The organism is Pseudoalteromonas carrageenovora IAM 12662, assembly GCF_900239935.1.
GTDB lineage: Bacteria > Pseudomonadota > Gammaproteobacteria > Enterobacterales > Alteromonadaceae > Pseudoalteromonas > Pseudoalteromonas carrageenovora.
This window is the reverse complement of record NZ_LT965928.1, coordinates 3339962-3366393: the sequence shown is the minus strand read 5'-3', so window position 1 is coordinate 3366393 and position 26432 is coordinate 3339962. Positions and strand designations below refer to the sequence as shown.

The following is a 26432-nucleotide window of genomic DNA, read 5'->3' as shown; positions in this document are numbered from 1 at the left end:
AATGACTACACACAATCAGGAGTTTTTAAAAAATGATAATTAACAATAAGTTATCGTTCAACAAGAAAACCGCGCTCAGTATTGCTATCACTGGTGTATTGGCAAGCGGCAACGTTGCAGCTCAAGGCGCTGAAGGCGACACACCTACAGTAAATCAAGATGTTGAAGTTATCGCAGTAACGGGTATCCGCAGCAGCTTGCGTTCATCAATGTTAGATAAAAAAGCATCTAACGTTGTAACCGACGGAATTAAAGCAGAAGATCTTGGTAAATTCCCTGATTTAAACGTAGCAGAGTCTCTGCAACGTATTACAGGTGTAGCAATTGACCGTAGTGGTGGTGAAGGCCAAGCGGTAACAATTCGTGGCTTTGGCCCACAGTTCAATACGGTACTTGTAAACGGCCGTCAAATTGCGACAGACAGTGCTGGTCGTGAATTCAACTTTGATGTATTAGCAGCAGATCAAATCACCGGTGCTGATATTTATAAAAGTAATACAGCAACGCTTCAAGAAGGCGGTATTGGTGGTACGGTAAACGTAACTACAGCTCGTCCTTTTGATTTTGGCGGATTACATGTTTTAGGCTCTGTGAAAGGCATGTACGAAAGCTTATCTGAAGAAGTATCTCCTTCAGCATCATTTTTAATTAGTAATACATTTAATGATGACAAATTAGGTGTGCTTTTTGCTATTACTAATCAGCAACGTAAGCTTCAAAATAACCAAATTTTAACGGCAGGTTGGCGCGGCAGCCAAACAATTTCTAACCCTACTGATGGTGTACTGTTTGAAAATGCATACATTCCACGTAACTGGGACCAAGTAGTTGATGGGCAAGACCGTGAACGTACAAACGCAAGCTTAGTACTTCAATACGCACCATCTGATGATATTACAATTACTGTTGATGGTATGATTTCAAAATTTGAAGTTGACTCTACAGTACGTGACCTTGCATCTTGGTTTGAACCAGATCGTGTAGGCAGCGCAACAATTGACGCTGAAACAGGGACACTTTTAACTTTCTCTCAAGATGTAGGCCTAGGCGCACCAAGTGGCGACCCTGCAAGTGACTTTGTATCTCATACGCGTAATTCACGTGATGTAACTAATAAAGCATTTGGTATAAACGTTGATTGGCAAGTAAATGAGTCATTAAAAGCTAAATTTGATGTATCTCGTTCAACGGCTGAAAACGACCGTGCTGGCAATGACCGCTTTAACGTTGTAGGTATCATTAACAGCTACAGCTTTGATGGCACAGGCAGTGTACCAACGGTTCAGCATGATGGTTTTGATAATGGTTCATTACCAGACCCTAGTCTTGCACGCCTTCATTACAACGAAATTGGTAACCAATTTACTGATGAAGATGAAATCACTGAGCTAAAAGCTGATTTTGAATACGTGCCAGATAAAGGCCCTGTTGATCGCATTAACTTTGGTGCTTATCGTCAAGAACGTGAAAAATCTAGCTTCCAAATTTTTGGTAGCCAATGTCAGTTTTGTGGTTACGGTACACAAGCACCGCTTGATGAGATTGATTTTGAAGCATACCAAGCAAGCAATTACTTCCCAGGTTTAATCGATACATTCTACACCTACGACGGTGATAAAATGCTAGATTACTTAGCCGATCAAGGTTTCCCAGTAGAACCTACACTACAAAATAACCGTTACACAATTAACGAAGACATTACTAGTTTATACATGGACTTTACACTTGGCTTTGACCTAGCTGATATGCCAGTAACCGTTAATATGGGCGCACGTTACTCTGAAACAGATATTGAAGTAGAGGCAATACAAAGCTTCATTAGTGATGTAGTACCAACATCTGATGCAACACTGTTTCAGAATGTATTTGGCCCAGCAACTAACATCCAAGAAGGTACAAGTTACTCAAATTTACTACCGTCTTTCAATGTTAAGCTTGAGCTACAAGATAATATGATTTTACGCTTTGCCGCGTACGACAGTATTACTCGCCCAACTATGTCTCAGCTATCTCCAGCAACTAACTTTAATGAGCCTCGTCGTCAAAACTTAACGGCAAGTGGTGGTAATCCAGCACTTAAGCCATTCCAATCAGAAAACTGGGATATCTCTTACGAGTGGTACTACAACGACGCTAACTTATTTAGCTTTGCAGTATTTAGTAAAGAAGTTGACGACTTTATTGTTACCCTAACAGGTGCAGAAACATTTGAAATGTCTGACCGTTCAGGCCCTGATTATGCGTGTACTACATGTACAGTTCAAACTGATGACGAACTAAATGGTGGCTCAGAAATTTACACTGTAAGCCGCCCTCAAAATGGTGAGTCTGCAACTGTAACCGGCTTCGAAGTGGGTGTTACTCACATGTTTGAAAATGGTTTTGGTTTTATTGCTAATGCGACGGTTGTGAATAGCGACATCAGTGTAGGTGACGATACGACACAAACATTTGCGCTAGAAGGCCTAGGCGATTCGCAAAACTTGGTATTGTTTTATGAGCAAGAAAACTGGCAAGCACGTGTTGCATTTAACAACCGTGAAGGCTTTTTACGATTAGTTGATAACGGCTTTAATGGTGAACCAGTGAACGTTGAAACATACGGTCAGTGGGATATCAGCGCAAGCTACGATATTAACGAAAACTTCACTGTTTTCGCTGAAGGCATCAACATCACTGAAGAAGAATTAGTGCAAACAGGTCGTTTTGCTAACCAAATCTATTCAGTAGAAGATAATGGCTCACGTTACGCGTTTGGTATTCGCGGATCGTTTTAATTAATGTTTGAGGCGAACTTCTCGCCTCTTGTTTCATTGCAGCACATTAGTGCTAATACCAATTAGGTTAATTTAGCAGTAATGTTAACCTAATTGGCTAAAATGAAACCACATTATATCCAAATGCCCTACCGGGCATTTGTTGTATAAAACGTTATCAAAAAATACTCAAAGAGTAGTCCATTATGAATAAAGCAATAAAAACAGTCGCAGTAATTGGTGGTGGTACAGCAGGATGGCTGAGCGCTGCAATTATAGCTTCGTATCACCAAGGTAAAAATGGTGATGGCTTAAAAGTGATGTTGGTTGAATCGTCAGATATCCCAACAATTGGTGTAGGTGAAGGCACCTGGCCAACGATGAAAAATACGCTTCAGCAAATTGGTTTGCGAGAAGTTGATGTATTTAAAGCCTGTAATGCCACCTTTAAGCAAGGCGGTAAATTTGTAAATTGGACACACGGCAATAACGACTTTTACTACCATCCATTTACTGTACCGCTAGGATACGGCCGTATAGATTTAGCCCCTTATTTAGATAATGTTGAAGATTACGCACAACAAACTAATTTTCAGCATGATATTTGCGAAGCAAGCCTAGCACCAAGAGGTATTGCTCAAGGTGAATATCAAGGTAATTGTAACTACGCCTATCATTTAGATGCAGGTGCTTTTGCTGAATTATTAAAACAACACTGTAAAAGCAAGCTTGGCATTGAGCATGTTATTGGCACAGTAGAACAAGTAAAGCTTGATGATAACGGCGCTATAGATACGCTGACTTTAAAAGAGCAAACCCGCACCATAAATGCCGACTTATACATAGACTGCACTGGTTTTTCATCGCTGTTATTAGGCCAAGCCCTTAACGTGCCATTTAAAAAAATGGATCACGTATTATTTAACGACAGCGCCCTTGCTATGCAAGTACCTTACGATGAAAACGACAACTCCTTGGCCAGCCATACCATTGCTACTGCGCAATATGCAGGGTGGATCTGGGATATAGGCTTAACGCATCGTCGTGGTGTAGGTCATGTATATTCAAGTAAATTCTTATCAGATGAAGAAGCTGAGCAAAACCTGCGTAACTATTTAGGTGATGCTGCAAACGGCTTAACCGCCCGAAAAATTAGCTTTGAGTCGGGCTACCGAGAAAAGTTTTGGCATAAAAACTGTGTTGCAGTAGGGATGTCGGCAGGTTTTGTAGAGCCGCTTGAGGCAACCGCAATCATGCTTGTTGAAATTTCGTCTCGCTTTGTTGCAGAGCACATGCCAGCCGATACTCAAGTAATGCCTATTGTTGCTAAGCGTTTTAACGAACAAATGGATTACCGCTGGCAACGCATTATCGACTTTTTAAAGCTGCACTATATGCTTACTAAACGCCCTGAACCATATTGGCAGGCGCATGTTCAGCCAGAAACTATTCCACAAAGCTTACAAGAAGACTTACTACTTTGGGGGACGCGTGGCCCACTGATACAAGACTTTCATGGCGCTTTAGAGTTATTCCCAGCTGCCAGCTACCAGTACGTGTTGTATGGCATGGGCTTTAAACCAGACTTTACTAAGCAAGCATATTTGTACTCACAAGATGCTCAAGCTAAACAAATAATTGAACGTAACAGCCAGCTTACACAGCAGATGTTGCAAACTTTGCCGCCACACCGCGCTTATATTGAGCAGTGGTTAGCGGCTAACCCAGTTTAAGGATGTGTAACTATGGCTATTAGTGAACTATCTAGTACACAACACCAAGCATTAAAAGTTAAACATAATGCAGGTGTTGAATACGCAAAAACGCAGCACTTAGTTAATCTAAGAGCTAACGAAGTGGCAAAAGCCGCGTGCGACTTACCTATATTTTTAGCGCGGAATGCGCAAAACGGCAGTTATACCGTATCGGGTTTAACAAGTTTTAGTGCTGGGCAGAGTTTATTGGTTAATAACAGCCAGTGGCAGGCACTTTACACGCCTGTATGTATACAAACACATCCCCTTTATTTAATGACTCGTGAAGCAAATAGCAGCGATTATTTTATTGCCTTTAATGAGCAAAGCTCTGCACTAAGCACCGAACAAGGTGAGCCGCTATTTGATGCTAAAGGTAACCCAAGTTTATTTTTAAATTCGCAGCAAAAGCTACTTGAAAGCGATTTAAAAAATGATTACCAAACGTATCAATTTACCCAAGAAGCTGCGCGGTTAGGGCTTATAAAAAACATAGATATTGTTTTGCAGTTTGAGCAAGGCGAAGCGCAAACTATTCAAGGTTTAAGCACCGTTGATGAAGACAAACTACAAACTTTAGATAGCGATACCATTGCAAACTTACACAAGCAAGGTTACCTAAGTGTGCTTAACAGCATGCTTATTTCATTGTTTCAACTCAACGCACTGGTAAAGCTGCATAACCAACGTCCCGAACTTATGCCTTTAAAGCAAATTAAGTTAGAACTAAGTCGAGATGCGCACGCGCTGTAGCGTGCACTTTTTTATTACACAGACATTGCGTTAACGCGCAGGAGACACACACATGTCAGACAACATTTTGCAGTTGGTGGTTTTTTTCTTTGTGACCGCCTTAATTGGTGGGCTTACATATTGGAAGTGCCGCGGCCAAAATAGAAATAGCGGAAACAGCGAAACAAAAGAGTATTTTTTAGCGGGCGGTGGCCTTACTTGGATGTTTGTTGCCGGTTCAATCACACTAACTAATTTAAGTACCGACCAACTAGTAGGTATGAATGGTAACCAAATGGCCTTGCTTGTTTGGTGGGAATTAGCAGCGATTATTGGCCTCATTATTTTAGCTAAAGTCTTCATTCCTGTTTATTACAAATACAATTGTACTACTACCACTGAGCTACTAGAAAAACGCTATAACAACAAGCACATTCGTGCTGTTATTGGTGGTTTGTTTTTTTTAGGTAATGCACTTATTTATATGCCAGCGGTAATTTACTCAGGTGTGCTATTTATGCAAACCATGTTTAAAGTAGATATTCCGCTAATGTATATAGCGACCGCATTTGCTCTTGTAGGTGCTATTTATGCATTTTTTGGTGGCTTACGCGCTGTTGCGGTATCAGATACTTACAACGGGCTACTGGTGCTCGGTATGGCAATACTTGTTGTGTTCTTGGCGCTTAATGCAATTGATTACGACTTTAGCGGTATTCCACAAGAGCGTTTAACATTAATTGGTGATGCTGATTCACCAATTCCTTGGCCAACACTATTAACCGGTATGATCTTTATTCAAATGTATTACTGGGGTACTAACCAAACAATTACACAGCGAGCAATGGCTGCGCCAAATGTTAAAGAAGCGCAAAAAGGTATTTTTGCAGCAGCAGGTATTCGCTTTTTAATCGTCCCTGCAATTGTAGTACTGCCAGGTATTATTTCGTACAAACTGTATGGCGACATTGGTGATGCAGCTTATGGCCGAATTGTAGGTGACGTAATGCCAGCATGGTTAACCGGCGTATTTGCAGCGGCAATGGCTGCAGCGGTGTTATCTACTTACAACAGCTTATTAAACTCGGCAACTGCATTATATGTATGTGACATTCACGAAGCGTACTTTAATAAAGAGCCAAGTGTTGTAAAGCTAAGCGGCTACGTTACGTTGTTACTTACAAGCTTAACGCTAGTATTAGTGCCAATTTACCAGCAAGCAGATAGCATTATTAATTTACTACAGCAGTTAAATGGCTTACTAAGTATGCCTATATTCTCAATCTTTGTTGTAGGCTTGTTATTTAAAAATGTTGATGCACGTGCGGGTATCGCCGCCGTGATTTTAGGTGTGGTTATGTATGGCATGCTAACCTTTGAAAATTCACCACTGCATACTGATTTGCACTACATTCACTTAATGCCAATTACACTGATAGTGTGTGTAGCCTTTGCACTAACTGTAAATAAAGTAGTATTTGGTTTGAGCGCGCAATGGGCCGGTAAAACACCTGCTTTAGATGATTCAGGTCAAGCGCAAGTACAAAAATAATATATAAAAAGTTTAAGCTGACAAAATCGGTCATGGGGCAACTCTGGCCGATTTTTTTATATCTATTAAAAGCAGTAGCAGGGCTTTATACCAACCGGCATAAATCTTTGATCAATTTAAGGAATTAAGTTGCCCTATAACGTTGTTAAAAATTTTTTATTTAGAACAACTAGATACAAAGGTTTTTGCCTGGTTCTAGCGTAATTTTCTTCACATTAAATAGACCTCATATATAAGCAGATTGGTATTAAAGCTAAAGTTAGTCTTAACCTTTAGGTCGTAGTGGTACTTCCAGTGAGTTTATCTGGGAATTTAAGCTGTAAAGACTATCAAAATCTAATTTATATGATATATACTATTATTATTGAATGTCACCATCTGCTAGATTGTGTCTCAAGCATCGAAAGTAATATAGCTAGGCAACTTTCGTAACATTTATAACTCACACAATGAAGAAGAGGATAGGAAAATCATGGCCGACACTAAATCATTTTATCGATTGGACAGTGTAAACAGCACCGTTATTTTCGACTGCCAGAGCAAAACACCGGCATTACTGTACTTTGGTAAGCGTCTATCTGTGCAAACAACTGAAACAATGCTTACTCAGCTTGCAACTCGTCAAGAAGTAAAATGTGCCGTGGTTGAAGAAGCACCTATTTCTCTTTCTCCTCTTTTAGGTGAAGGCTTTACTGGTGCGCCAGGCCTTGAGCTTGTAAACGACTCTATTGCTTGGTCTGTAGGGCCAAAGCTAAAAGAGGTTCGTCAGCCATCATCAGCAACGCTTGAGTTTGTAAGCGTAGATGAGCTTCGTGGTATTGAAGTCGTTCACAGCATCACGCTTGATAACAACACAAATGTTTTAAGTGCACATACTGTATTAACTAATTTAGGTGACTCACCACTAAGCGTTAACTTTTGTGCAGCGCCAACGTTCCAGCTGCCAGATAGCGTAAGCAAAATTGTAAGTTTTGAAGGGCGCTGGTCAAACGAATTCCAACGTCAATCTGTTGATTTAGTGCTTGGCAGTTTTGTACGCGAAAACCGTAAAGGTAAAACGTCACATGATGTATTCCCTGGTTTATTAGTACATAACGAAGGTGCAGGTGAGCAACACGGCGAATGTTACGGCTTTCATTTAGGTTGGAGTGGTAACAACAAACTACGTGCAGAGCTACTACCTGAAGGTCGTCGATACGTGCAAATGGGCGAGTTATTATTACCTGGTGAGCTTACGCTTGCTAAAGGTCAAACGTATCAAAGCCCTAGTATTTACGGCTCGTTTTCAAGCGACGGGTTTAGTGCGCTTTCACGCAATTTCCACCGTTTTGTTAAAGCAAATTTACTTACTCAAGCACAGCGTGAAAAATCTCGACCTGTACATTACAACACGTGGGAAGGTATATACTTTGACCACGATGTAGACACGTTAAAGCAGTTAGCCGATAAAGTAGCCCCACTAGGTATTGATCGTTTTGTACTTGATGACGGCTGGTTTAAAGGTCGCCGAGGTGACAACGCAGGCTTAGGCGATTGGACTGTAGATTACGAAATATACCCAGATGGATTATCGCCAGTAATTGATCATGTAAATAGCTTAGGCATGGAGTTTGGTATTTGGTTTGAACCAGAAATGGTAAACCCAGATAGCGATTTATACCGTGCTCACCCGGATTGGGTATTAGGCTCAGAAAATAACGAGCAATTAAGCTTTAGAAACCAGCTGGTGCTTGATTTAACGCGCACTGAGGTTGTTGAATACTTATACAAAGCCATTGACGACATTTTAGTTGAATACCCAACTATTAAGTACATTAAGTGGGATATGAACCGCGATATTAACCATGCAGGTAACTTTGATGGTAAGCCGGCCGTGCATCAACAAACACTGGCACTGTATCGTTTAATTGATCGTATTAAAGCGGCGCACCCAGGCCTTGAAATAGAAAGCTGTTCATCAGGTGGTGCACGTGTAGATTACGGCGTACTAGCACATACAGACCGTGTTTGGACGTCGGATTCTAACGATGCGCTCGATCGCCTTGAAATTCAACGTGGTTGTTCGTTCTTCTTCCCATCGTCGGTTATGGGGGCACACGTAGGTCCACGTGATTGTCATATTACTGGTCGTAATGTAAGTATTGAAATGCGTGCTGCGGTATCAATGTTTGGCCACATGGGAATCGAAATGGACCCACGTGAACTGACCGAACACGAATACAATACCCTTAAAGCGGCTATTGCACTGCATAAAGAACACCGTGAATTTATTCATGCTGCCGATTTATACCGCCTAGATAGTGACGATTTATCAATTAATTTTGGTTTAATCGACGAGCAAAAATCAAAAGCGTTGTTTGCTTATAACAGCGTGCGCGAAACACCGCGCACAGCGCCTAATAAGCTTCGTTTTGTTGGTTTAGATGCTGATACACAGTACACACTTAATTTAGTATGGCCTGTTAAATTTGAAGAGTATCGTCCTTCATCTATTGCGGCTGTTAACGGGCAAACATTTACCGGTGAAGCACTAATGGAATTTGGCCTGCAAATGCCAATTTCATTCCCGCAAACATCACTTATTTTTGAGCTTAACAAAGCTTAAAATATAATAAGCAGTAAAAAGGGAGCTAATTAGCTCCCTTTTTTAATGATGTTTTTTTAAGCCATTAGTCGAGTTTAGATTCAATAAGCTCTAAGGCTTCTTCTAAGATAGTTTCTACTGCTTTTTTAGCGCGTTCTGGATTACGTGATTTAATCGTATCTAAAATATCAGCATGTTTTGCTACATCGGCACCTGGCACACCTTTAATATGGTTTGTGTAACGAATACTTACACGCAGCGCAGTGCTAATAAATTCCGTTAACTGCACAAAAAAGCGATTATTACTGGCCACTAATATACTGGTATGAAAGGCAATGTCTGCCTCTAGCGGATCGTCCAAGCCTTCATCTGCATCGGCCATTCGAGCAAGTGCGTTATCTATTTCAGCAAGTTGCTCAGCTGTGGCATTTACAGCGGCTAAAGCGGCTGCTTGTGGTTCAAGTGCTACACGTACTTGAGTAAATTCTTTTAATAAAGAGAGTGATGGTTTGCTGCTTAAAATCCAACGTAGTACGTCGGTGTCAAACATATTCCAGCTACTTTCTGGTAAAACACGAATACCTTGTTTAGGACGAGAAGAAATAAGCCCTTTAGCTGAGAGCATTTTAACCGCTTCACGCGTTGCACTGCGGCTCACATCGTACTTTATACATAAATCAGCTTCAGACGGTAGTCCTTCACTAACAGGGTAAATACCACGCACAATAGCAAAGCCCAGATCATGGGTTAATTGTTGTGTTAAATTTTGACGGGGTTGGCTTTTCATTGCGTAGGATTCCGTATTGAAACATTACTTTATTATATATCATATATCATATTAATGTACTCAAGGATATGATATAAACTTTTAATCAGTTAAATATTTTAACACAGTGTTTTAGTGCGTTATAACGACTATTGGCGTTTTTAATAAGCAAAACATTGATGCAAGTTGTTGTTTGGAGAGTTTAATTTGGACACCCTAGCTCAATATCATAGTATTTCTGGCAAAGTTGTTTTTATAACGGGTGGCGCATCAGGCATTGGCAGAGCAATGGTTAAATCCTTTGTAAAGCAAAATGCAAAAGTGGCATTTATAGATATTGACGATGCTGCAGCACAATCGCTAATTAGCGAATTACCTGATGCAAATTTATGGTACAGGCAGGTTGATGTAACCGACTCACACACACTCCAGCAATCATTGGTCGATGCGTGCGCAGCCTTAGGTACTATTAATATTTTGGTCAATAATGTAGCAAATGATCGTCGTCAAGCAAGTGAAGACGTTACCGTACAAGATTGGGATCAATGCTTACAAATAAATTTAAACCCAGCTTTTTTTGCCTCTCAAGTTGCGATGTCTTTTATGAAAGGCGAGGGCGCGGGCAGTATTATTAACTTTAGTTCTATTAATGCCATTATGGGACAACCTCAAATGGCCGGTTATGTAACAGCTAAAGCGGGTTTAATAGGCATGACTAAAGCACTGGCTCGCGATTATGGCGAACATGGTATTCGCGTAAACGCAATACTACCCGGCTGGGTTGCCACCGACCGTCAGCTTGCAAGCTGGTTTACACAAGAAGAGCAAGTAAAGTGGATGGAAGCCATGGCACTTAAAAAGCTCGTAACTCCTAATGATGTTGCTAACTTAGCACTCTTTTTAGCCGCTGACGAAAGCAGTATGATCACCGGTCAAAGTATTAAAATTGACGGTGGGAGGCTTTAAAGCTTGGCTACTTCAACCTTTTTTATTGCTGTTGATTGGGGCACAAGCCATTTAAGGGCTTATTTGTGCGAAGTAAACGCGCAATCAACACTTAAACTATTAGCGCAAAGAGATGGGTTAGGTGTTGTTAAAGCTAATCAAAACTTTGAGCAAACCCTAATTGATACTGTTGCTGTATGGATGCAGCAGTATGGAAATTTGCCTATTTATATAGCCGGGCAAATAACCTCAAGTATTGGCTGGCACGAAACCCCTTATTTAGAATGCCCAATTAACCCAGAAGGTTTGCTTAGTGCGGCTGTTACTTTTGAATGCAACAGGCACACCATAAAGGCATTGCCTGGCACAAAGTGCACGCTGCAAAATGGTTTATTTGACGTTATGCGCGGGGAAGAGCTGCAAATACTCGGTTTTTTAAAGCAAAACCCCGAGTATCAGCAAGGCAAAATATTACTTTGTTTACCGGGTACTCACACAAAGTGGGTGCTACTAAATGACGGGCAAATAACCTATTTTAAAACGGCGATGACCGGCGAGTTATATGACTTACTTTGCCATCAAAGCGTATTAATACCTAATGACTGTGCAGAGGGTGAGTTTGACTTTAAGGCATTTGAGCAAGGTTGTGAGCTGACCCTAGGCAGCGATAGCGGTAACTTAGCGCATGGCATTTTTAGTGTAAGAACTCGCCAGCTTTCAAAAGAGTTAACGCCAGTGCAAGCTAAAGCATACTTATCGGGAGTGTTAATCGGCAGCGATGTACGTGCAGCACGCCATGCTAGCGAATGGCAATTACTAAGCGATACACAAGTCGTAGTTATTGGCACAAAGCAGCTTAATAAATGTTTTACCACCGCGCTTAAACAAATAGGCGTTAAGTGCGTTGAGTTTGATATTAAAACAGCCACTTTGAGTGGTTTTAATTACCTGTTTAATTTAGAGTCAAAAAAATAAACCCCTTTATAACGATTAAATTATAAAGGGGTTAACGGGAAGCTGTTATAGCAGCAATGTCATTAAGCGCTTATAGCTGCTTGTTTGTTATCAATGTATTGCTTAAGCGTCGCTACTTGCGCGTCATTAAAGCGTAGCCCTAATTTGCTACGGCGCCACAAAATGTTGTAAGCGTTTTCTGCCCATTCTTCATTTAGTAAGTAATCTACTTCTGCTGCAAATAAACCATGGCCAAAGTCTTGGCCTAAATCGCTTAGCTGTGTTGCACTACCTAAAATTAGTTTTGCACGAGTACCGTAGGTACGTACAAAGCGTTTAAGAGTCACTTCTGGTAACCAACTGTAAGCAGCGCTAAGTTCAGATTTAAGCGCTTCTACCGAGCTGAAATCGCCGCCAGGAAGCGCACAGTGCTTAGTCCACGCTTCACTCATTTGCGGGTAAAACTCTTCGAGCTTGTTTACAGCGGCCTCGGCAAGTTTACGGTAAGTGGTAATTTTCCCGCCAAATACACTCAGTAATGGTGTTTGCTTACCTTCGCTTGAAAGCTCTAATTTATAATCGCGTGTTACGGCTTGCGCATTAACTGACTCGTCATCAAGCAATGGGCGCACACCTGAGAAGGTATGTACTATGTCTTCGCGTTTAATGTGGTTTTTAAAGTAGCTGTTAGTAATATCGATTAAGTAATCGATTTCTTCATCACTAATTTTAACGTCTTGTGCTGCGCCTTTATGTTCAACATCGGTGGTGCCTACCAGTGAGTAGTCATCCTCAAACGGAATAACAAACACAATACGCTGATCTTTATTTTGTAAAATGTACGCTTGTTTTTCATCATGAATGCGAGGCACCACAATGTGGCTGCCTTTAACAAGTCGAATATTTTGTGGTGACTTTTCAATAAGTGCTTCGTCAAATAACTTAGCAACCCAAGGGCCTGCAGCATTAACTATACCTTTAGCCGAAATAGTATATTTAGCCTTACTATTTTGTTGCTCTAGCGTCACTTGCCATTTGTCTTGCTCGCGTTTAGCGTTTACACACTTAGTTTGCGTAGCAATGGTAGCGCCTTTGTTTTGAGCCGCCAGCGCGTTTAAAACAACTAAACGAGAGTCATCAACCCAACCATCAGAGTATTCAAAACCTTTGGTAATTGAAGGCTCTAACACGCTGTTTTCACCAAACTTAATACCACGAGAGCCTGCAAGCGTCTCGCGCTTAGCTAGGTTGTCGTACATAAATAGGCCAATGCGAATCATCCACGCAGGGCGCAGGTGTTTTTGATGTGGAAGTCTAAAGGTTAGCGGCCACATAATGTGAGGTGCATTTTTAAGTAGCACTTCACGTTCAGCTAGCGCTTCTTTTACTAATCTAAACTCGTAATGCTCGAGGTAGCGCAAACCACCGTGGATCAGCTTTGAACTGTTTGAAGACGTTGCGCAGGCTAAATCTGATTGTTCGCACAAAAGTACTTTTAATCCTCTGCCTGCTGCATCAGCTGCTATTCCGGTGCCGTTTACTCCGCCACCGATGACTAGTAAGTCATATTCGTTATCTGCTAATTCCACCGAGCTAACCTTTTTATTTGTAATATAAATAAGACATATAGCATCATAAAGCGGTGGCTCTTATTTGACAATAGATAACCGCGCTTTTTGCTTGTTAATTTTTAATCCTGATCTTTTTAAAAACACCCTGTGTACAATGCGCTATTTGACTAGCCTTAAAGGTGTTCTATAAGCCGCTAACTTAATTAGCGGCTGGTTTTTACTGTTGTTGGCAATCGTCACTAGATAAACGAACTTGCGCTACACAGTGCTGCCATTTTGCGTATAAATCGTTACGCTCATCGGCGCTCATTGTTGGCTCAAAACGACGGTCACAGGTCCACATTTTTGCCAACTGCTCAGTCGACTCGTAAATACCTGTTTGTAAGCCTGCTAAGTATGCTACGCCTAAAGAGGTGGTTTCGGTCACTGTTGGGCGCTCTACGGTTGCACCTAAAATGTTAGATAAAAAGGTAAGCACCCAGTTATTTTTAACCATACCGCCATCTACACGCAACACGCTTGGGCGAAGGCCATCACGTTCCATTGCTTTTTGTAAATCTTTGGTTTGATAACCCACCGATTGCAACGCAGCAGCAACAATGGTGCTAATGCCTGAGTCGCGCGTTAAACCTAAAATGGCACCACGTGCGTTAGGGTCCCAATACGGTGCGCCTAAACCTGTAAACGAAGGCACTAAAAATACCCCATGATCAAGCGGTACATCTTTTACTAATGACTCGCTCTCGCCGGCATGGCTTAGTAGTTTTAAGCCTTCAACAATCCACTGCATAGTGGCGCCTGCCATAAAAATACTGCCTTCAATGGCGTAAGTTGGCTTACCATTTAACCTGTATGCAACGGTTGTCAGTAAGCGGTTTTCAGATGTGAGCGCTTTTTCGCCGGTATTAAGCATTAAAAAACAGCCCGTACCGTAGGTGCTTTTAGCCATACCTTGTTCAAAACATGCATGGCCAACAAGGGCTGCTTGCTGATCGCCGGCAATACCACAAACCCGAATAGGCGCGCCAAAAATATCTTCGCTGGTTGAGCCAAACTCGTCTGCTGAGTCCATGACTTGTGGCAGCATAGATTCAGGAATTTCGAATAAGTCGAGTAACTCTTGATCCCATTGCTGAGTATGGATATTAAATAACATAGTGCGAGATGCGTTAGTTGCATCGGTACGGTGCTCTTTGCCACCCGTTAGTTGCCAAAGCAAGTAAGTATCAACAGTACCAAAAGCCAGTTCGCCAGCAAGGGCTTGCTCGCGTGCGCCTTCTACGTTGTCTAAAATCCAGCGCACTTTAGTGGCTGAAAAATAAGGGTCTAGTAGTAGGCCTGTTTTATCGCTAATCGTTTGGCAAAGCTCGTCAGTACTTAGACTTTCGCAATAAGCGCTGGTGCGGCGGTCTTGCCAAACAATAGCGTTATAAATTGGTTTGCCTGTTTTTTTGTTCCATACCAGTGTGGTTTCGCGTTGGTTGGTGATACCAATAGCAATAATTTCTTCAGGCTTTACGTCTTTTTTAGCCAGCACTTCGCGGCTTGTACTTAGCACAGTTTGCCAAATATCGTTGGGATCGTGCTCTACCCAGCCATTTTGCGGAAAATGCTGCAAAAATTCTTGTTGTGCTGTACCAAAGACGTCTGCATCTTTTGTAAACAAGATGGCCCGAGAGCTTGTGGTTCCTTGATCAATTGAGAGTATGTATTTGGACATGATATTTGTGTTATTTATCTTATCTTATATATGACTAGATTGCCTTTAACTAAGGTTAATGGCAATGGTTTTTTCTTAAAATAGCCGATTAAAAAATAAACACGCAGGTTTTATTTGCTAACTCTTTTAAATAACAGGCGTTTTATTTTGTGATTATTTTAAGCGCGAACGCGGCTATATATAAAAATAGCCGCTTAAAACTTAATATTATTTGGTGTGTGGTTTAGCTTGTTGCCAATCCATACCCGTTGAAAAGCGATTATCAAACCCGTGCCATTGTGGCAATGGTTTACCATCAACAACCGCCTGGTCGCCGTTTTGTGGTAAATCTAGGTATTTACATTGACTGGTAATGCCTTTTACATGGCAATCCATCATGGCAAGTACAAAGTGTTTGTTGGTCTCGTTTAGAGTGCGCATAGACCACGATGGCTCGTAGTAATGGCCAATATCTAGTTCACTACTACTTTGTGCAATAGCAGGCGCAGGGTGCGGTGCAATATTATGGCGAGCATTTTTGTAAGTAAGCATGTACTTATCTGAGCTGCCTGTTTGATTGTAAAGGTTTTTAATACCTTCATAACCCGATATATCATCTAAGCTGCCCGCTACATAAAGCGAAGGTACTTTAATGTTTTGCATAGCACCGGCTTTAAATAAGTTATGCTGCCCGCCCCACGGTGCAAAGGCCACCATGGCTTTTATGCGTGTATCTACTTGTGGGTTTTTATACTGCCCACCAGCACAGCTATTTAGTAATTGCTGAACTTGTTTAATTTGTGCTGGGTCTTTCATGCCCGTAAACATTGCTGTTGTTTGCTCATTAAAGTCATAACAACCGCCAATTGTATTTACCGCGCCATAGCCACCCATAGAATAGCCAATAATACCTGCGCTGTTGTTATCTACTTGCTTGCTGGCAAAGTTGTTTTGCTCATTAAAGTAATTAATAACAAATTGCTGATCGCGAGAGCGGTTAATAAGCGTGCTAAAAAAGCCCGAAAACGGTGCATTTTTAAAATCAACATCAGCATTGGTTGAGTCGGTATGATCAAGGGCAGCAACTATGTACCCATGCGACGCTAAGTGCTCACCAAGGTAGTACATAATGGTGCGATAGCCTGTATAACCGTGCGAAAGCACAATAACAGGGTAGTGCTCTTTATTATTAACGGCTACATCGCGCATTGCATCGGCTTGTAGGGTAAATGCTTTACCTGTGCGTGTTACATCACTGTAACTAGTTAGTGCTGCCTTTGCCGTGTTCGCTGCGGGATACCACACTTCTACTTTTAAAGGACGATCTTTTTGAGTTTGTGTTGCTGGGTCAAACTGCGCTGGGTTTACTAAATCAAGCGTTTTTACGCCAACGCTGTAACTTCCTTTGGCAGCAAGCTCTGGAAGTACTTCGCTGGTTATTGGCGGGTAGAGTTGCTCTGGCGTGTTTTGAGCAGCAAAAACGGCACTTGCCGATAAGCAGCTCGTTGCTAATACTAAGGCTTTTGAAAGCGCCTTAAATGTGTGTGTGGTTGTCATTGTGTATCCTTGTTGTGTGTATTTTTTATTATTAATTTAGATTGTTAGACTCAACGCTATCACTGTATTTGAGCTGCCACTGCGCCCGTAGCTCATCCATTATATTCATAACTCTTAGGCTAGTACTGAGCGGTAATACACTGCTTTGTGTTTGCTGCTGTAAAATACACTCGCTAACGTGATCAATTTCAAACTTAAAGTTTTCATCGTCATTAAAGCTAAAATCAAAGCGCTGCATTTGTTGTGCGTTTAAATGTAGCTCTAGTGACTGAGCCCCCACAAATTCATCAATACGAATATATCCATACTCGCCTAAAATACAGGCTTGAGTAGGGCCATTTTGTTGTAAAGCACTACTTAGCTGTGCAAATTGGCCTTGGCCGTAATTTATAAGGGTTACGCTTCGCTCATCTACGCCGGTCGTGCTTTTATGTACTAATGATTTAATTTGCTCAGGGGTTTTATTAAATACCACATCGGCAATCGATATAGGGTAAATACCTAAATCGAGCAATGCGCCGCCAGCGGTTGCAGGGTTCATTAATCGGTGTGATGATTCAAACTCACCCGCTAGACTAAAGTTGGCATTAACACTGTGTACTTTGCCTATTACGCCTTCGCTTAATAGCTGCTGCAGTTTTACTATGGCTGGTAAAAAGCGCATCCAAACACCTTCCATTAAAAAGCGGTTTTGCTGCTGCGCTAGTTCTTTAAGTGTAATGAGTTGCTGAGCATTAACAGTAATGGGTTTTTCGCTTAGTACATGCTTATTGTGTGTTAAGCATTGTGCAACACTTTTAAAGTGTTGCTCGTGGGTATTGGCAATATAAATGGCATCAATATTTGGGCATTGCATAAGGGCTTGGTAGCTCTCATAGCCTTTAATTGAATAGTGTGTAGCAAACTCATTTGCGCGCTGCATACTCGTCGATGCAGCGCCAATAAGCTGAGCATCAGCGCAATGCGCAATGCTCTTAGCAAAGGTGTGAGCAATATTGCCACACCCAATAATTCCCCAATTAACCTTTGCCATGCTTATTCCTTAATTTAATTTAAAAAGACGTAATTTGTAATCCTGAACCTGCTGAACATACGTAAATGTCGGCATTTAAGTTAAAGCGTTCAAAGTAGTGCTGCTCTACTGCTGCTTTAATTAGTGGCACTTCTGCATCACGACATAAACATACAATAGCACCACCAAAGCCACCACCGGTCATACGTACTGCACCGCGTTCGCCCATGGCTTCTTTACAAATTTCTACTAGGCCATCGGTCGCAGGTACGGTTACTTCAAAATAATGTTTAAGCGACTGGTGCGATGCAGCCATTAGCTCACGTAGCGCGTCAATGTCATTATTTTGCAGCGCTTTAGTTGCTGCAATTACACGGTCGTTTTCGCTAATTACATGGTGTGCACGTTTGTATTCGTTCTCGCTCAATGCGCCTTTTGTTGCTTCAAGCAAAGCCATGGTTGCTTTACGAAGTGTGGCTACATTCATTTTTGCAGCTGCTTGCTCACAGTCAACACGACGTTGGTTGTATTCGCTATCTACTAATTTACGTGGGTAGTTAGAGTTCACAATAACAATGTTTAAGTCATCTGGTACTTTTACAGACTCAGTTGCTAGGTTTTCACAGTCAATTAAAAGAGCATGGCCGTTTTCGCCTTTTGCCGAAATAAGCTGATCCATAATGCCCGATTGGCAATGCATAAAGTCGTTTTCGGCTTCTTGGCCTAGTAATGCAATTTTTTCTTCACTTAAACCAAGTTGTGCAATATGGTTAAACATACCACCAACAGCAACTTCTAGCGCAGCCGATGACGACAAGCCACTGCCTTGCGGTAAGTTACTATCAATCAGTAAATCGGCGCCGCGTAAAGTATGGCCCGCACGTTTTAATACAAATGACACGGCACGAATATAGTTACCCCATTGCGATTGCCCTTCGCTGATGTCTTCATCAACACTAAAGCTGTCTTTTTCGCCTGGGTAATTTAATGAATGCACGGTAATAATGTTGTCGTCGCGCTCTTTAAACATAACTTGAGTACGAAACTCTAACGAGCACGGAAACACAAAGCCGTCGTTGTAATCGGTAAATTCGCCAATTAGGTTTACACGCCCAGGTGCAGCAGCAATACCTTGAGCAGGCGCACCATACAGTGATAAAAAGTGTTGTTGAAAATCGTTAAGCGTCATCTGTGTGTCCTGCTGTTTTTTTATAGTGTGTAGTACTGGCTGCTTGTAAAATAGAGGCAGCTGTTTCGGCGCTTAAATCGCGCTGGCTTTCGCCTAGCATTTCGTAGCCAACCATATGTTTTTTTACGGTAGCAGAGCGAAGTAGCGGCGGGTAAAAATGAGCATGTAAGCGCCAATGTTGCTCATCTGAGCTACGATTAGCCGGTGCATTGTGCCACCCCATAGAATACGGGAAGCTACAATTAAATACGTTGTCGTATTTAGTGGTTAATACTTTAAGTGCCTGTGCTAAAGAGTCTGTTTGCGCATCGTTTAGCTGGCTAAAGTTTTGAATGTTATCTTTAGTTACGATCATTGTTTCAAACGGCCACGCTGCCCAAAATGGCACCACAACAAGCCAATGTTCGTTTTCAAATACGACGCGGGTTTTATCTGCTTGCTCTTTTTGCACGTAATCGGCAAGCATTGCGCTGCCATGCTTTTTAAAATAGGTAAGCTGCTGCGTATCTTCGGCTTCTATTTCAGTTGATAAGTGCGAATGTGCCCATACTTGGCCATGCGGATGAGGTTGCGAGCAACCCATTATCTCGCCTTTATTTTCAAATACCTGAACACACTCATAGTGCTGTGCAAGTTCTGTGTAGTTGTCTTTCCAGGTTTTTACTACTTCGTGCAGGGCATCGTGCTCAAGCTCAGGTAGTGTTTTGTTATGCTTTGGCGAAAAACAAATCACACGGCATTCGCCGCTTGCTTCGTCGGCAATAAATAGATCGTTGTCTGACTCTAAGCTTTGCGATTGCTCGCTCTCATTAGGCGTCAGTGCACCAAAGTCATTTCTAAATACATGTGTGTATTTGTAATCTGGGTTGCTATCGCCATTTGCACGGGTGTTACCCGGGCAAAGTGGGCAGCTTTCATCATGTTTTGGCAGTACGCTTTCGTTTACTGCTTCTGTTGCGCCTAACCATGGGCGGTTATTACGATGGGGTGAAACTAATACCCAACGCCCCGTTAGCGGGTTTTTACGTCTGTGAGTACTTTCTAATAAAGCCATGTTAACTCTCCAACCCACTTGGGTAATTAGTTTGCCAGCGCCATGTATCGTTGGTCATGTCGCTAAGTGTTAGTTCTGCGTGCCAGTTAAGGGTGTTTTGCGCTTTTGTGGCATCGGCGTAATTACAGGCAATATCGCCTGCTCGGCGCGGTGCACTTTTATAAGGAATATCTTTATTGGCTGATGCACTAAATGCTTTGATCATATCAAGCACTGAATAACCTTGGCCTGTGCCTAGGTTATAAGCATGAAAGGCGGTATCTGTTTTGTGCTGCATAAAGGCCGCTACATGGCCTTTAGCTAAATCTAAAACATGAATATAGTCGCGCACGCCAGTGCCATCTTCGGTGTCGTAGTCATCACCAAAAATATTAACCACCTCGCGTTTACCTACCGCAGTTTGGGCAATAAAGGGCATTAAATTATTTGGAATACCATTTGGGCTTTCGCCTAATAAACCGCTTGGGTGTGCGCCTACTGGGTTAAAGTAACGAAGCGCTATACCCATAAATTTGCTGTTAGCATTGCATACGTCTTGCATGGCTTGCTCAACCATCACTTTAGTCCAACCATATGGGTTAGTAGCGCGTATAGGGTGTTTTTCATCAATAGGGAGGTAGTCTGGCTCGCCGTACACAGTGGCCGATGAGCTAAATATAATGTGGTTAACGCCTTCATCTTGCATGTTTTGTAGCATGCTTAATGTGCCCGACACATTGTTTTGGTAATAACGCAGTGGTTGCTCGGTTGATTCACCAACCGCTTTTAGTGCTGCAAAGTGAAATACAGCCTCAGCTTGGGTGTGTTTAAGCGCAAGTTTAAATTGCTGCTCGTCTTGAATATCACCTAGGATAAACTCAAAGCGAGTGCCTGTAATCTTTTCGAGCTGGTCAAGTACGCGAGGGCTAGCATTAGATAAATTATCGTAAATAACAGGCGTAATACCCGCCTCATGTAATGCAATACATGTGTGGCTACCTATGTAACCCATACCGCCAGTAACTAAAACTTTCATGTGTTTTCTCGAAAAGTGTATTTATATGATAAATACTACTATTAAGGTGGTTTAAAAACAATAGTTATGATTGCGCATTATTACAAATAAAAGCTTAAAAAACGTACATACCTTACAGAGGGTAAAGCATACAAATACATTGTTTTATAAACGCTTACAAATACTTAGGTTTATCAATTAATTCTATAAACTGATTCTCTTATCGACCTAATTATCACCACAGATAAGCAGTGCTAATATAAATTGATAAACAGCAGTCATCGCAATACGTTTAAACGTTTGCCCGTAAAGTGCACTGTGCGTTAAAAAACATTTAATAAATTAGGAACGATCAACATGAATAAAACAATTTTATTAACAGGTGCTACTGATGGCATAGGCCTAGAAACAGCAAAAATGTTACTAGCCCAAGGTCACACAGTATTATTGCATGGCCGTAACCAAGATAAATTAAATAACGTACAAAGTGCCTTAAATGAGCAATACCCGCAGGCAAGCACTGCAACCTACGTTGCTGATTTAAGCGATATGGCGCAAGTACAAACATTAGCGCAAAGCGTTCTGAGCGATTTACAACAAGCAGATAAAATACTTGATGTACTTATTAATAATGCAGGTGTGTACAAGCTTGCTGATATAACGACAAAAGAAGGGCTAGATGCTCGTTTTGCGGTAAATACTATTGCCCCTTATTTACTTACTAAATTGCTATTGCCTGCTATGAATGCGCAATCGCGTGTTATAAACGTATCATCTGCTGCGCAATCAAGCGTTAACTTTGAGTCCTTAGTAGGTAATAAGCCACTTTCAGATAGCGCAGCCTATGCACAAAGTAAGTTGGCTATTACTATGTGGTCACGTCATTTAGGGCTTGCGCTCAAAAGCACAGGGCCACTAGTTGTATCGGTAAACCCTAAATCGTTACTAGGTAGTAAAATGGTAAAAGATGCATACGGACTTGATGGCGGCGACCTAAAATTAGGCGCTGATATTTTTTGTCGTGCGGCTTTAAGTGATGAATTTAAAGAGGCTACAGGCCTTTACTTTGATAACGATGCAGAGCGCTTTGCTCCTCCACACCCTGATGCACTTAACAACGCTAAAAACCAGCAGCTTGTAGATACCTTAGATTCTGTATTAGCGCAGCTTAAATTAGGTAATGCATAGTGAGTGAGCAAATTACCTGGACCGTAGAGGGCCAAATTAAAGATGGCAAGTACGATCAATTTTTAGAGGTAATGCAGCAACTTATTACCTCAGCTAAAAGTGAAGCAGGTACGGTGATGTATGAGTGGACGATTAGCGAGAATAGCCGCAGCGTACATATTTATGAGCGTTACTAAAATGAAGCCGCAGCAAAGTTACACCTGCAAGGGTGGGGCGAAAGCGGCCCGTTATTTTTAAGTGTGGTTGATATGCAGCGAGTGACTGTTTATAGCCAGCTTAGTGAAGAATTTGCCAAAGCCTTTGCAGGTCCAAGCACTGTATTTATGAAGCCTATAGGTGGGTTTGTAAATTAGAAAGTAATAAACGTTTTACCCTTTGTTGATCTAAAGAGCTCACCTCATCAGTGAGCTCTTTTTTCGTTTATACAATACTATTCTTGTTGTAAACGTTCGTAGAGCCAATCTTTTAACTCAGAACGGTCATGCTTTAGCTGGTGCATTTGTTCATCGCTGATCGGGGCATCTTTAAGTTCTAATACTCTTATTTCTTTGTCTAGCTTGTCGTACTTATCTGCTTTTTTTGCAAACTCGGTATCGCTTTTATTTAGCTCTGCAATGGTATTTAGATATTGCGGGAAGTCATTGGTGAGTGAGTGGTCTTCGCCTAACATATTCGCTCCTTAGTAGGAAAAATGAGTTACTTAAGTGAATTACTACCTTTTCATCTATTACTCTGGGGTTTACACAATCATAAATCAACCATAACGCGCTTAAATTGATATAGCGCAAAAATTGGGTAGAATTTTGTTTAATGCCTACACTTTTAAAAAAGTGGTGCGAGAATTTTCATACTCTATTATAAATATTATTTTGAAACAGATTGTACATTTAGCTTTATTATCATTTATATCAAGTAAAACTACAATGAAGCCTCATTACAAGATTACACATCAACAAATAACAGAGGCAATACCCATGAAAGCAATGACAATTAATAATTTTGGTGGCACTGAAGAGTTTGTAGCAGCTGAGGTTGCAAAACCACAAGTAACAGCAGGTAATGTGTTAGTTCGTATTGCCGCAACAAGCGTAAATACAATTGATATGATGATTCGTCAAATGGGTGCTGACTTACCATTTGCTCCAAAGTTACCTGGTATTTTAGGGATGGACTTTGCGGGTACCATTGAAGCAGTTGGTGAAGGCGTAACAGAATTTGCAGTAGGCGACGAAATTTACGGTTGTGCGGGTGGACTAGGCGACTTACCAGGTGCGCTTGCAGAGTTTATGCTTGCAGATAAGCGTTTAATTGCTCACAAACCTAAAAACCTAACAATGAAAGAAGCAGCAGCTATTCCACTTGTAGGTATTACAGCACTTGAAGGTTTAACACGTGCAAATGTAAGCGCAGGCGAAAAAGTATTAGTGCACGGCGGAGCGGGTGGTGTAGGCCATTTAGCGGTACAACTTGCTAAGCATTTTGGCGCAGATGTTTACTCAACAGGCGGTAACGCTGAGCAATTAGCCCTTATTGAAAGCTTTGGCGCAACAGGCATTAACTTTAAAGACGAAACTGTAGAGCAATACGTTGAAAAACACACAAGCAACGTTGGTTTTGATATGGTGTTTGACACTGTAGGTGGCGGTAACCTGACTAACTCTTTTGCAGCGGCAAAATTAAATGCTCAGGTATCTACAACGCTTTCTTTATTAGAGCTTGATTTAAGCCCTGTGCACTTTAAAGGCTTATCGTTAAATGTAATCTTTATGCTTATACCCATGATCCACGACTTTAACCGTCAAGATCATGGCGACAAACTAGCAAAGCTTGCACAAATTGTTGAAGCAGGCGGCATGCGCCCAGTACTTGATGAGCAAGACTTTACACTTGCCGATACTGCTAAAGCACACGACCGTTTAGCTAGCGGCCAAGCAATAGGTAAAGTGGTTATAAATGTACAATAATGTATTAAGGCCGGCTTTTTAGCCGGCTTCTTTATAATCCTCATAGCCCTTCAAAATTTAGCCCTAACGCAAGAAAAACAAACCTCATTTATATTGACGAATTAATAGTGATAGAATGCAACGCTTGGCGCCACCTACGTAACATGAGTGGTCGATAATTTAATAAGGTTTGTTGTGTAATGCTGTTAATGATCGATAACTACGATTCGTTTACGTATAACCTAGTACAATATTTTCAGCGCTTAGACCAAGACGTTTTGGTAAAGCGTAATGACGAAATATCTGTTGCACAAATAAAGCAACTAAACCCGCAGCATATTGTTATTTCACCTGGGCCATGTACGCCTAATGAGGCGGGCGTATCACTGAGTGTTGTTGAGCAGCTAAAAGGGCAGTTTCCTATTTTAGGCATTTGCCTAGGGCATCAAACTATTGCGCAAGCATTAGGCGGTGACGTAATTAGAGCCAAAAAAGTAATGCACGGGAAAACATCGCCCATAGTGCATACTAATAAAGGTGTATTTAAAGGTTTGGTAAATCCATTAACGGTATGTCGTTATCATTCGCTGGTGGTTAAGCATCAAAGCCTACCGAGTGAATTAGAAATAACAGCATGGAGCCAAACCGAGCAAGGTGAGTTTGACGAGATTATGGGCTTACTTCATACCGAGCTTGCAATAGAAGGTGTGCAGTTTCACCCTGAAGCAATTTTAACTGAGCATGGTCTGCAATTGCTTGATAACTTTTTAACTCGCTTCTAATGTTATAATACAAAACGCATTTTATATTAATTGAATGGATGCCATGACTGAACTTGTAACCCAGCAGCGTATTGCCAAAGTATTAGACCAACGAGCACATGATTTATTGCTTGGGCACAGCTTTGCACATCAGCAAATTGGTTTCATTCATACCCTTGATATAGATTACGGCGAACCGATGAAGCAGCGCACCTTGTTGCAGGTTGAAGTGGCCGCGCAACAAAAGCGCCAGCAAAGCAGTACAGCACATCATAAATATCGTGCACAAGCGAGTGAACAGCTGCATAAAGTAATCGAAACCGCAATTTTTAAACAGCTCGAAGATATGGACGGTGTTATACACAGCACCATAGGTATTGAAGACGGCATTGCCAGTATACTCGACATACTTGCAGTAAAATCGGCATCTGTTGGGCGCCTTGAGCCCTTAGTTAACGATTTAAGCTGGCTAGGTCGCGAGCTTGTAACCTTGGTTAATTTGCCTTATTACCGTAATCAACGCAGTAAAAACACTTCAGTTAAAGTAGACAGCCCCTCATTGGCGCTTCGTTATATTGGGCTTGATAACTTACAGCTAGTCATTCCTACATTTGCAGTACGTCATTGGATGCCACACAGTACTGATCCATTTTCACTTTTAAAGCGCAGGCTACGCGACAGCGCGATGGCCAATGCTATTGCAGCACAAAAAATAGCAGAGCTTAACGAGGTAAACCCTATACATGCTTTTACTTTGGGTATGTTATTAGATGTAGGGCGAATTGCATTAGTACGTTTATATTTAAAAACGTTTGAGCAGGTATGGCAGCGCAAAGTACAAATTGCACGACAAGAGCAACAAAAAGACTTACACACTGCTTTATTAGAGCTAAAACCCGACCCGCTATTTTTAACTACGTTACTTAGTAATAAGTCTTTAGCGATAAGCGCTCAAGTTATTGAGCAAATGGCGTTTAAGTATTTACCGTTTAAAGGAGTAATGCAGCAGCTTGTTCATGGTGTAGATAAAAATGACGAAATGCTACCTTTAACCAACATTATGCTAAAAGCACGTTGTTACTCTCAATATCTCAATTTAAAAGAGCACCAACTTATTGAGCCCGACGAAACACTGTCGTGGTTTTCGTATTTTAAGTTCACTAAAACGGAACTAAAAACCCTTCAAACAAGTAATTTTACCAATTTAGCTATCCAAATTGACTAAAAATCTGAATTTTTTGTTAATTTTTTTGCGACTAATCATTCATCCTACACGCTTTCCTATAGTAACTTATTAGCGCTCAAAGCTAGCCGCAGTTCAATGCGCAGCCGCAAAGAGCCTAAAAAAAGATGTTTATTCACTTTGCTAATAGTTATTCACTATCTATGAAATAATATCCCAAGCCCTTTATTTTCAAGGG

21 protein-coding genes are annotated in these 26432 nt (G+C 41.4%); 12 read left to right on the top strand and 9 right to left on the bottom strand.

Features of this window, described 5'->3' with window-relative positions; all coding sequences use genetic code 11:
- Positions 1 to 32 precede the first annotated feature (32 nt).
- The 5 genes from ALFOR1_RS15265 to ALFOR1_RS15245 all read left to right on the top strand — a co-directional run bounded on the left by ALFOR1_RS15265 (position 33) and on the right by ALFOR1_RS15245 (position 9399).
- A complete protein-coding gene (locus tag ALFOR1_RS15265; RefSeq protein WP_104643463.1) occupies positions 33 to 2777 on the top strand; it encodes a TonB-dependent receptor in 2745 nt (914 codons plus the stop codon).
- Between the two features lie 185 nt (positions 2778 to 2962).
- Positions 2963 to 4489 carry a tryptophan halogenase family protein gene (locus ALFOR1_RS15260; protein WP_104643462.1) on the top strand — a complete coding sequence of 509 codons (1527 nt, stop codon included), beginning with the start codon at positions 2963 to 2965 and terminating at the stop codon, positions 4487 to 4489.
- 12 nt (positions 4490 to 4501) lie between these two features.
- Entirely contained in the window at positions 4502 to 5263 is a 762-nt protein-coding gene (locus ALFOR1_RS15255; protein ID WP_104643461.1) for a SapC family protein, read from the top strand.
- A 52-nt stretch (positions 5264 to 5315) separates the two neighbouring features.
- Complete coding sequence (locus ALFOR1_RS15250; protein ID WP_104643460.1) at positions 5316 to 6794, top strand: SLC5 family protein; 1479 nt, start codon at positions 5316 to 5318, stop codon at positions 6792 to 6794.
- A 472-nt stretch (positions 6795 to 7266) separates the two neighbouring features.
- On the top strand, positions 7267 to 9399 hold the full coding sequence (locus tag ALFOR1_RS15245; protein WP_104643459.1) for an alpha-galactosidase: 2133 nt from the start codon (positions 7267 to 7269) through the stop codon (positions 9397 to 9399).
- 64 nt (positions 9400 to 9463) lie between these two features.
- Here ALFOR1_RS15245 and ALFOR1_RS15240 read toward each other — a convergent pair whose 3' ends face one another.
- The gene (locus ALFOR1_RS15240) at positions 9464 to 10165 is read right to left on the bottom strand and encodes a FadR/GntR family transcriptional regulator (protein WP_058549246.1); all 702 of its coding nucleotides are present in this window, start codon (positions 10163 to 10165) and stop codon (positions 9464 to 9466) included.
- Between the two features lie 186 nt (positions 10166 to 10351).
- On the opposite strand from ALFOR1_RS15240, the gene ALFOR1_RS15235 reads away from it, so the two are divergent.
- Together ALFOR1_RS15235 and ALFOR1_RS15230 are read left to right on the top strand one after the other, a co-directional pair.
- The gene (locus ALFOR1_RS15235; RefSeq protein WP_058549247.1) at positions 10352 to 11110 is read left to right on the top strand and encodes an SDR family NAD(P)-dependent oxidoreductase; all 759 of its coding nucleotides are present in this window, start codon (positions 10352 to 10354) and stop codon (positions 11108 to 11110) included.
- Between the two features lie 3 nt (positions 11111 to 11113).
- Positions 11114 to 12064: a 2-dehydro-3-deoxygalactonokinase gene (locus tag ALFOR1_RS15230; RefSeq protein WP_104643458.1), complete on the top strand. Its 951-nt coding sequence runs from the start codon at positions 11114 to 11116 to the stop codon at positions 12062 to 12064.
- Between the two features lie 62 nt (positions 12065 to 12126).
- On the opposite strand, the gene glpD is transcribed toward ALFOR1_RS15230, so the two are convergent.
- The 7 genes from glpD to galE all read right to left on the bottom strand — a co-directional run bounded on the left by glpD (position 12127) and on the right by galE (position 21140).
- Positions 12127 to 13632: a glycerol-3-phosphate dehydrogenase gene (gene glpD / locus ALFOR1_RS15225; protein WP_104643457.1), complete on the bottom strand. Its 1506-nt coding sequence runs from the start codon at positions 13630 to 13632 to the stop codon at positions 12127 to 12129.
- A gap of 199 nt (positions 13633 to 13831) precedes the next feature.
- Positions 13832 to 15334 carry a glycerol kinase GlpK gene (gene glpK / locus ALFOR1_RS15220; protein WP_104643456.1) on the bottom strand — a complete coding sequence of 501 codons (1503 nt, stop codon included), beginning with the start codon at positions 15332 to 15334 and terminating at the stop codon, positions 13832 to 13834.
- A 207-nt stretch (positions 15335 to 15541) separates the two neighbouring features.
- Positions 15542 to 16870: an alpha/beta hydrolase family protein gene (locus ALFOR1_RS15215; RefSeq protein ID WP_104643455.1), complete on the bottom strand. Its 1329-nt coding sequence runs from the start codon at positions 16868 to 16870 to the stop codon at positions 15542 to 15544.
- A 31-nt stretch (positions 16871 to 16901) separates the two neighbouring features.
- Positions 16902 to 17903 (bottom strand): Gfo/Idh/MocA family protein, encoded by a 1002-nt coding sequence (locus tag ALFOR1_RS15210; RefSeq protein ID WP_104643454.1) that lies wholly within the window; start codon positions 17901 to 17903, stop codon positions 16902 to 16904.
- 19 nt (positions 17904 to 17922) lie between these two features.
- Positions 17923 to 19071: a galactokinase gene (gene galK, locus ALFOR1_RS15205; protein ID WP_104643453.1), complete on the bottom strand. Its 1149-nt coding sequence runs from the start codon at positions 19069 to 19071 to the stop codon at positions 17923 to 17925.
- Complete coding sequence (locus ALFOR1_RS15200) at positions 19061 to 20125, bottom strand: UDP-glucose--hexose-1-phosphate uridylyltransferase (RefSeq protein WP_104643452.1); 1065 nt, start codon at positions 20123 to 20125, stop codon at positions 19061 to 19063. The genes galK and ALFOR1_RS15200 overlap by 11 nt, the downstream gene beginning before the upstream one ends.
- A gap of 1 nt (position 20126) precedes the next feature.
- On the bottom strand, positions 20127 to 21140 hold the full coding sequence (galE, locus tag ALFOR1_RS15195) for a UDP-glucose 4-epimerase GalE (RefSeq protein WP_058549255.1): 1014 nt from the start codon (positions 21138 to 21140) through the stop codon (positions 20127 to 20129).
- Between the two features lie 336 nt (positions 21141 to 21476).
- Between galE and ALFOR1_RS15190 the strand changes: the two genes are divergently transcribed.
- The gene (locus ALFOR1_RS15190; RefSeq protein WP_104643451.1) at positions 21477 to 22307 is read left to right on the top strand and encodes an SDR family NAD(P)-dependent oxidoreductase; all 831 of its coding nucleotides are present in this window, start codon (positions 21477 to 21479) and stop codon (positions 22305 to 22307) included.
- Positions 22307 to 22483, top strand: a complete 177-nt coding sequence (locus ALFOR1_RS20540; RefSeq protein WP_227006897.1) for a putative quinol monooxygenase — start codon at positions 22307 to 22309, stop codon at positions 22481 to 22483. The genes ALFOR1_RS15190 and ALFOR1_RS20540 overlap by 1 nt, the downstream gene beginning before the upstream one ends.
- Positions 22484 to 22737: 254 nt before the next feature.
- Here the strand turns inward: ALFOR1_RS20540 and ALFOR1_RS15180 are convergent, their stop codons facing one another.
- Positions 22738 to 22977, bottom strand: coding sequence for a YdcH family protein (locus ALFOR1_RS15180; protein ID WP_058549258.1), 240 nt, complete (start codon positions 22975 to 22977; stop codon positions 22738 to 22740).
- A gap of 304 nt (positions 22978 to 23281) precedes the next feature.
- Here ALFOR1_RS15180 and ALFOR1_RS15175 point away from each other — a divergent pair, with 304 nt between their 5' ends.
- From ALFOR1_RS15175 to ALFOR1_RS15165, 3 genes are all read left to right on the top strand, one after another.
- Positions 23282 to 24271 carry a zinc-dependent alcohol dehydrogenase family protein gene (locus tag ALFOR1_RS15175; RefSeq protein WP_104643450.1) on the top strand — a complete coding sequence of 330 codons (990 nt, stop codon included), beginning with the start codon at positions 23282 to 23284 and terminating at the stop codon, positions 24269 to 24271.
- Between the two features lie 179 nt (positions 24272 to 24450).
- Positions 24451 to 25032, top strand: a complete 582-nt coding sequence (locus ALFOR1_RS15170) for an anthranilate synthase component II (RefSeq protein ID WP_104643449.1) — start codon at positions 24451 to 24453, stop codon at positions 25030 to 25032.
- A gap of 43 nt (positions 25033 to 25075) precedes the next feature.
- Entirely contained in the window at positions 25076 to 26236 is a 1161-nt protein-coding gene (locus ALFOR1_RS15165; protein ID WP_058549261.1) for an HDOD domain-containing protein, read from the top strand.
- The last annotated feature ends 196 nt before the right edge of the window (positions 26237 to 26432 follow it).

Bases quoted from the DNA above. Each gene is read 5' to 3' on its own strand.
- ALFOR1_RS15265 (WP_104643463.1), top strand. From the start codon at position 33: ATGATAATTAACAATAAGTTATCGTTCAACAAGAAAACCGCGCTCAGT.
- ALFOR1_RS15260 (WP_104643462.1), top strand. From the start codon at position 2,963: ATGAATAAAGCAATAAAAACAGTCGCAGTAATTGGTGGTGGTACAGCA.
- ALFOR1_RS15255 (WP_104643461.1), top strand. From the start codon at position 4,502: ATGGCTATTAGTGAACTATCTAGTACACAACACCAAGCATTAAAAGTT.
- ALFOR1_RS15250 (WP_104643460.1), top strand. From the start codon at position 5,316: ATGTCAGACAACATTTTGCAGTTGGTGGTTTTTTTCTTTGTGACCGCC.
- ALFOR1_RS15245 (WP_104643459.1), top strand. From the start codon at position 7,267: ATGGCCGACACTAAATCATTTTATCGATTGGACAGTGTAAACAGCACC.
- ALFOR1_RS15240 (WP_058549246.1), bottom strand. From the start codon at position 10,165: ATGAAAAGCCAACCCCGTCAAAATTTAACACAACAATTAACCCATGAT.
- glpK (WP_104643456.1), bottom strand. From the start codon at position 15,334: ATGTCCAAATACATACTCTCAATTGATCAAGGAACCACAAGCTCTCGG.
- ALFOR1_RS15215 (WP_104643455.1), bottom strand. From the start codon at position 16,870: ATGACAACCACACACACATTTAAGGCGCTTTCAAAAGCCTTAGTATTA.
- ALFOR1_RS15210 (WP_104643454.1), bottom strand. From the start codon at position 17,903: ATGGCAAAGGTTAATTGGGGAATTATTGGGTGTGGCAATATTGCTCAC.
- galK (WP_104643453.1), bottom strand. From the start codon at position 19,071: ATGACGCTTAACGATTTTCAACAACACTTTTTATCACTGTATGGTGCG.
- ALFOR1_RS15200 (WP_104643452.1), bottom strand. From the start codon at position 20,125: ATGGCTTTATTAGAAAGTACTCACAGACGTAAAAACCCGCTAACGGGG.
- galE (WP_058549255.1), bottom strand. From the start codon at position 21,140: ATGAAAGTTTTAGTTACTGGCGGTATGGGTTACATAGGTAGCCACACA.
- ALFOR1_RS15190 (WP_104643451.1), top strand. From the start codon at position 21,477: ATGAATAAAACAATTTTATTAACAGGTGCTACTGATGGCATAGGCCTA.
- ALFOR1_RS15180 (WP_058549258.1), bottom strand. From the start codon at position 22,977: ATGTTAGGCGAAGACCACTCACTCACCAATGACTTCCCGCAATATCTA.
- ALFOR1_RS15175 (WP_104643450.1), top strand. From the start codon at position 23,282: ATGAAAGCAATGACAATTAATAATTTTGGTGGCACTGAAGAGTTTGTA.
- ALFOR1_RS15170 (WP_104643449.1), top strand. From the start codon at position 24,451: ATGCTGTTAATGATCGATAACTACGATTCGTTTACGTATAACCTAGTA.
- ALFOR1_RS15165 (WP_058549261.1), top strand. From the start codon at position 25,076: ATGACTGAACTTGTAACCCAGCAGCGTATTGCCAAAGTATTAGACCAA.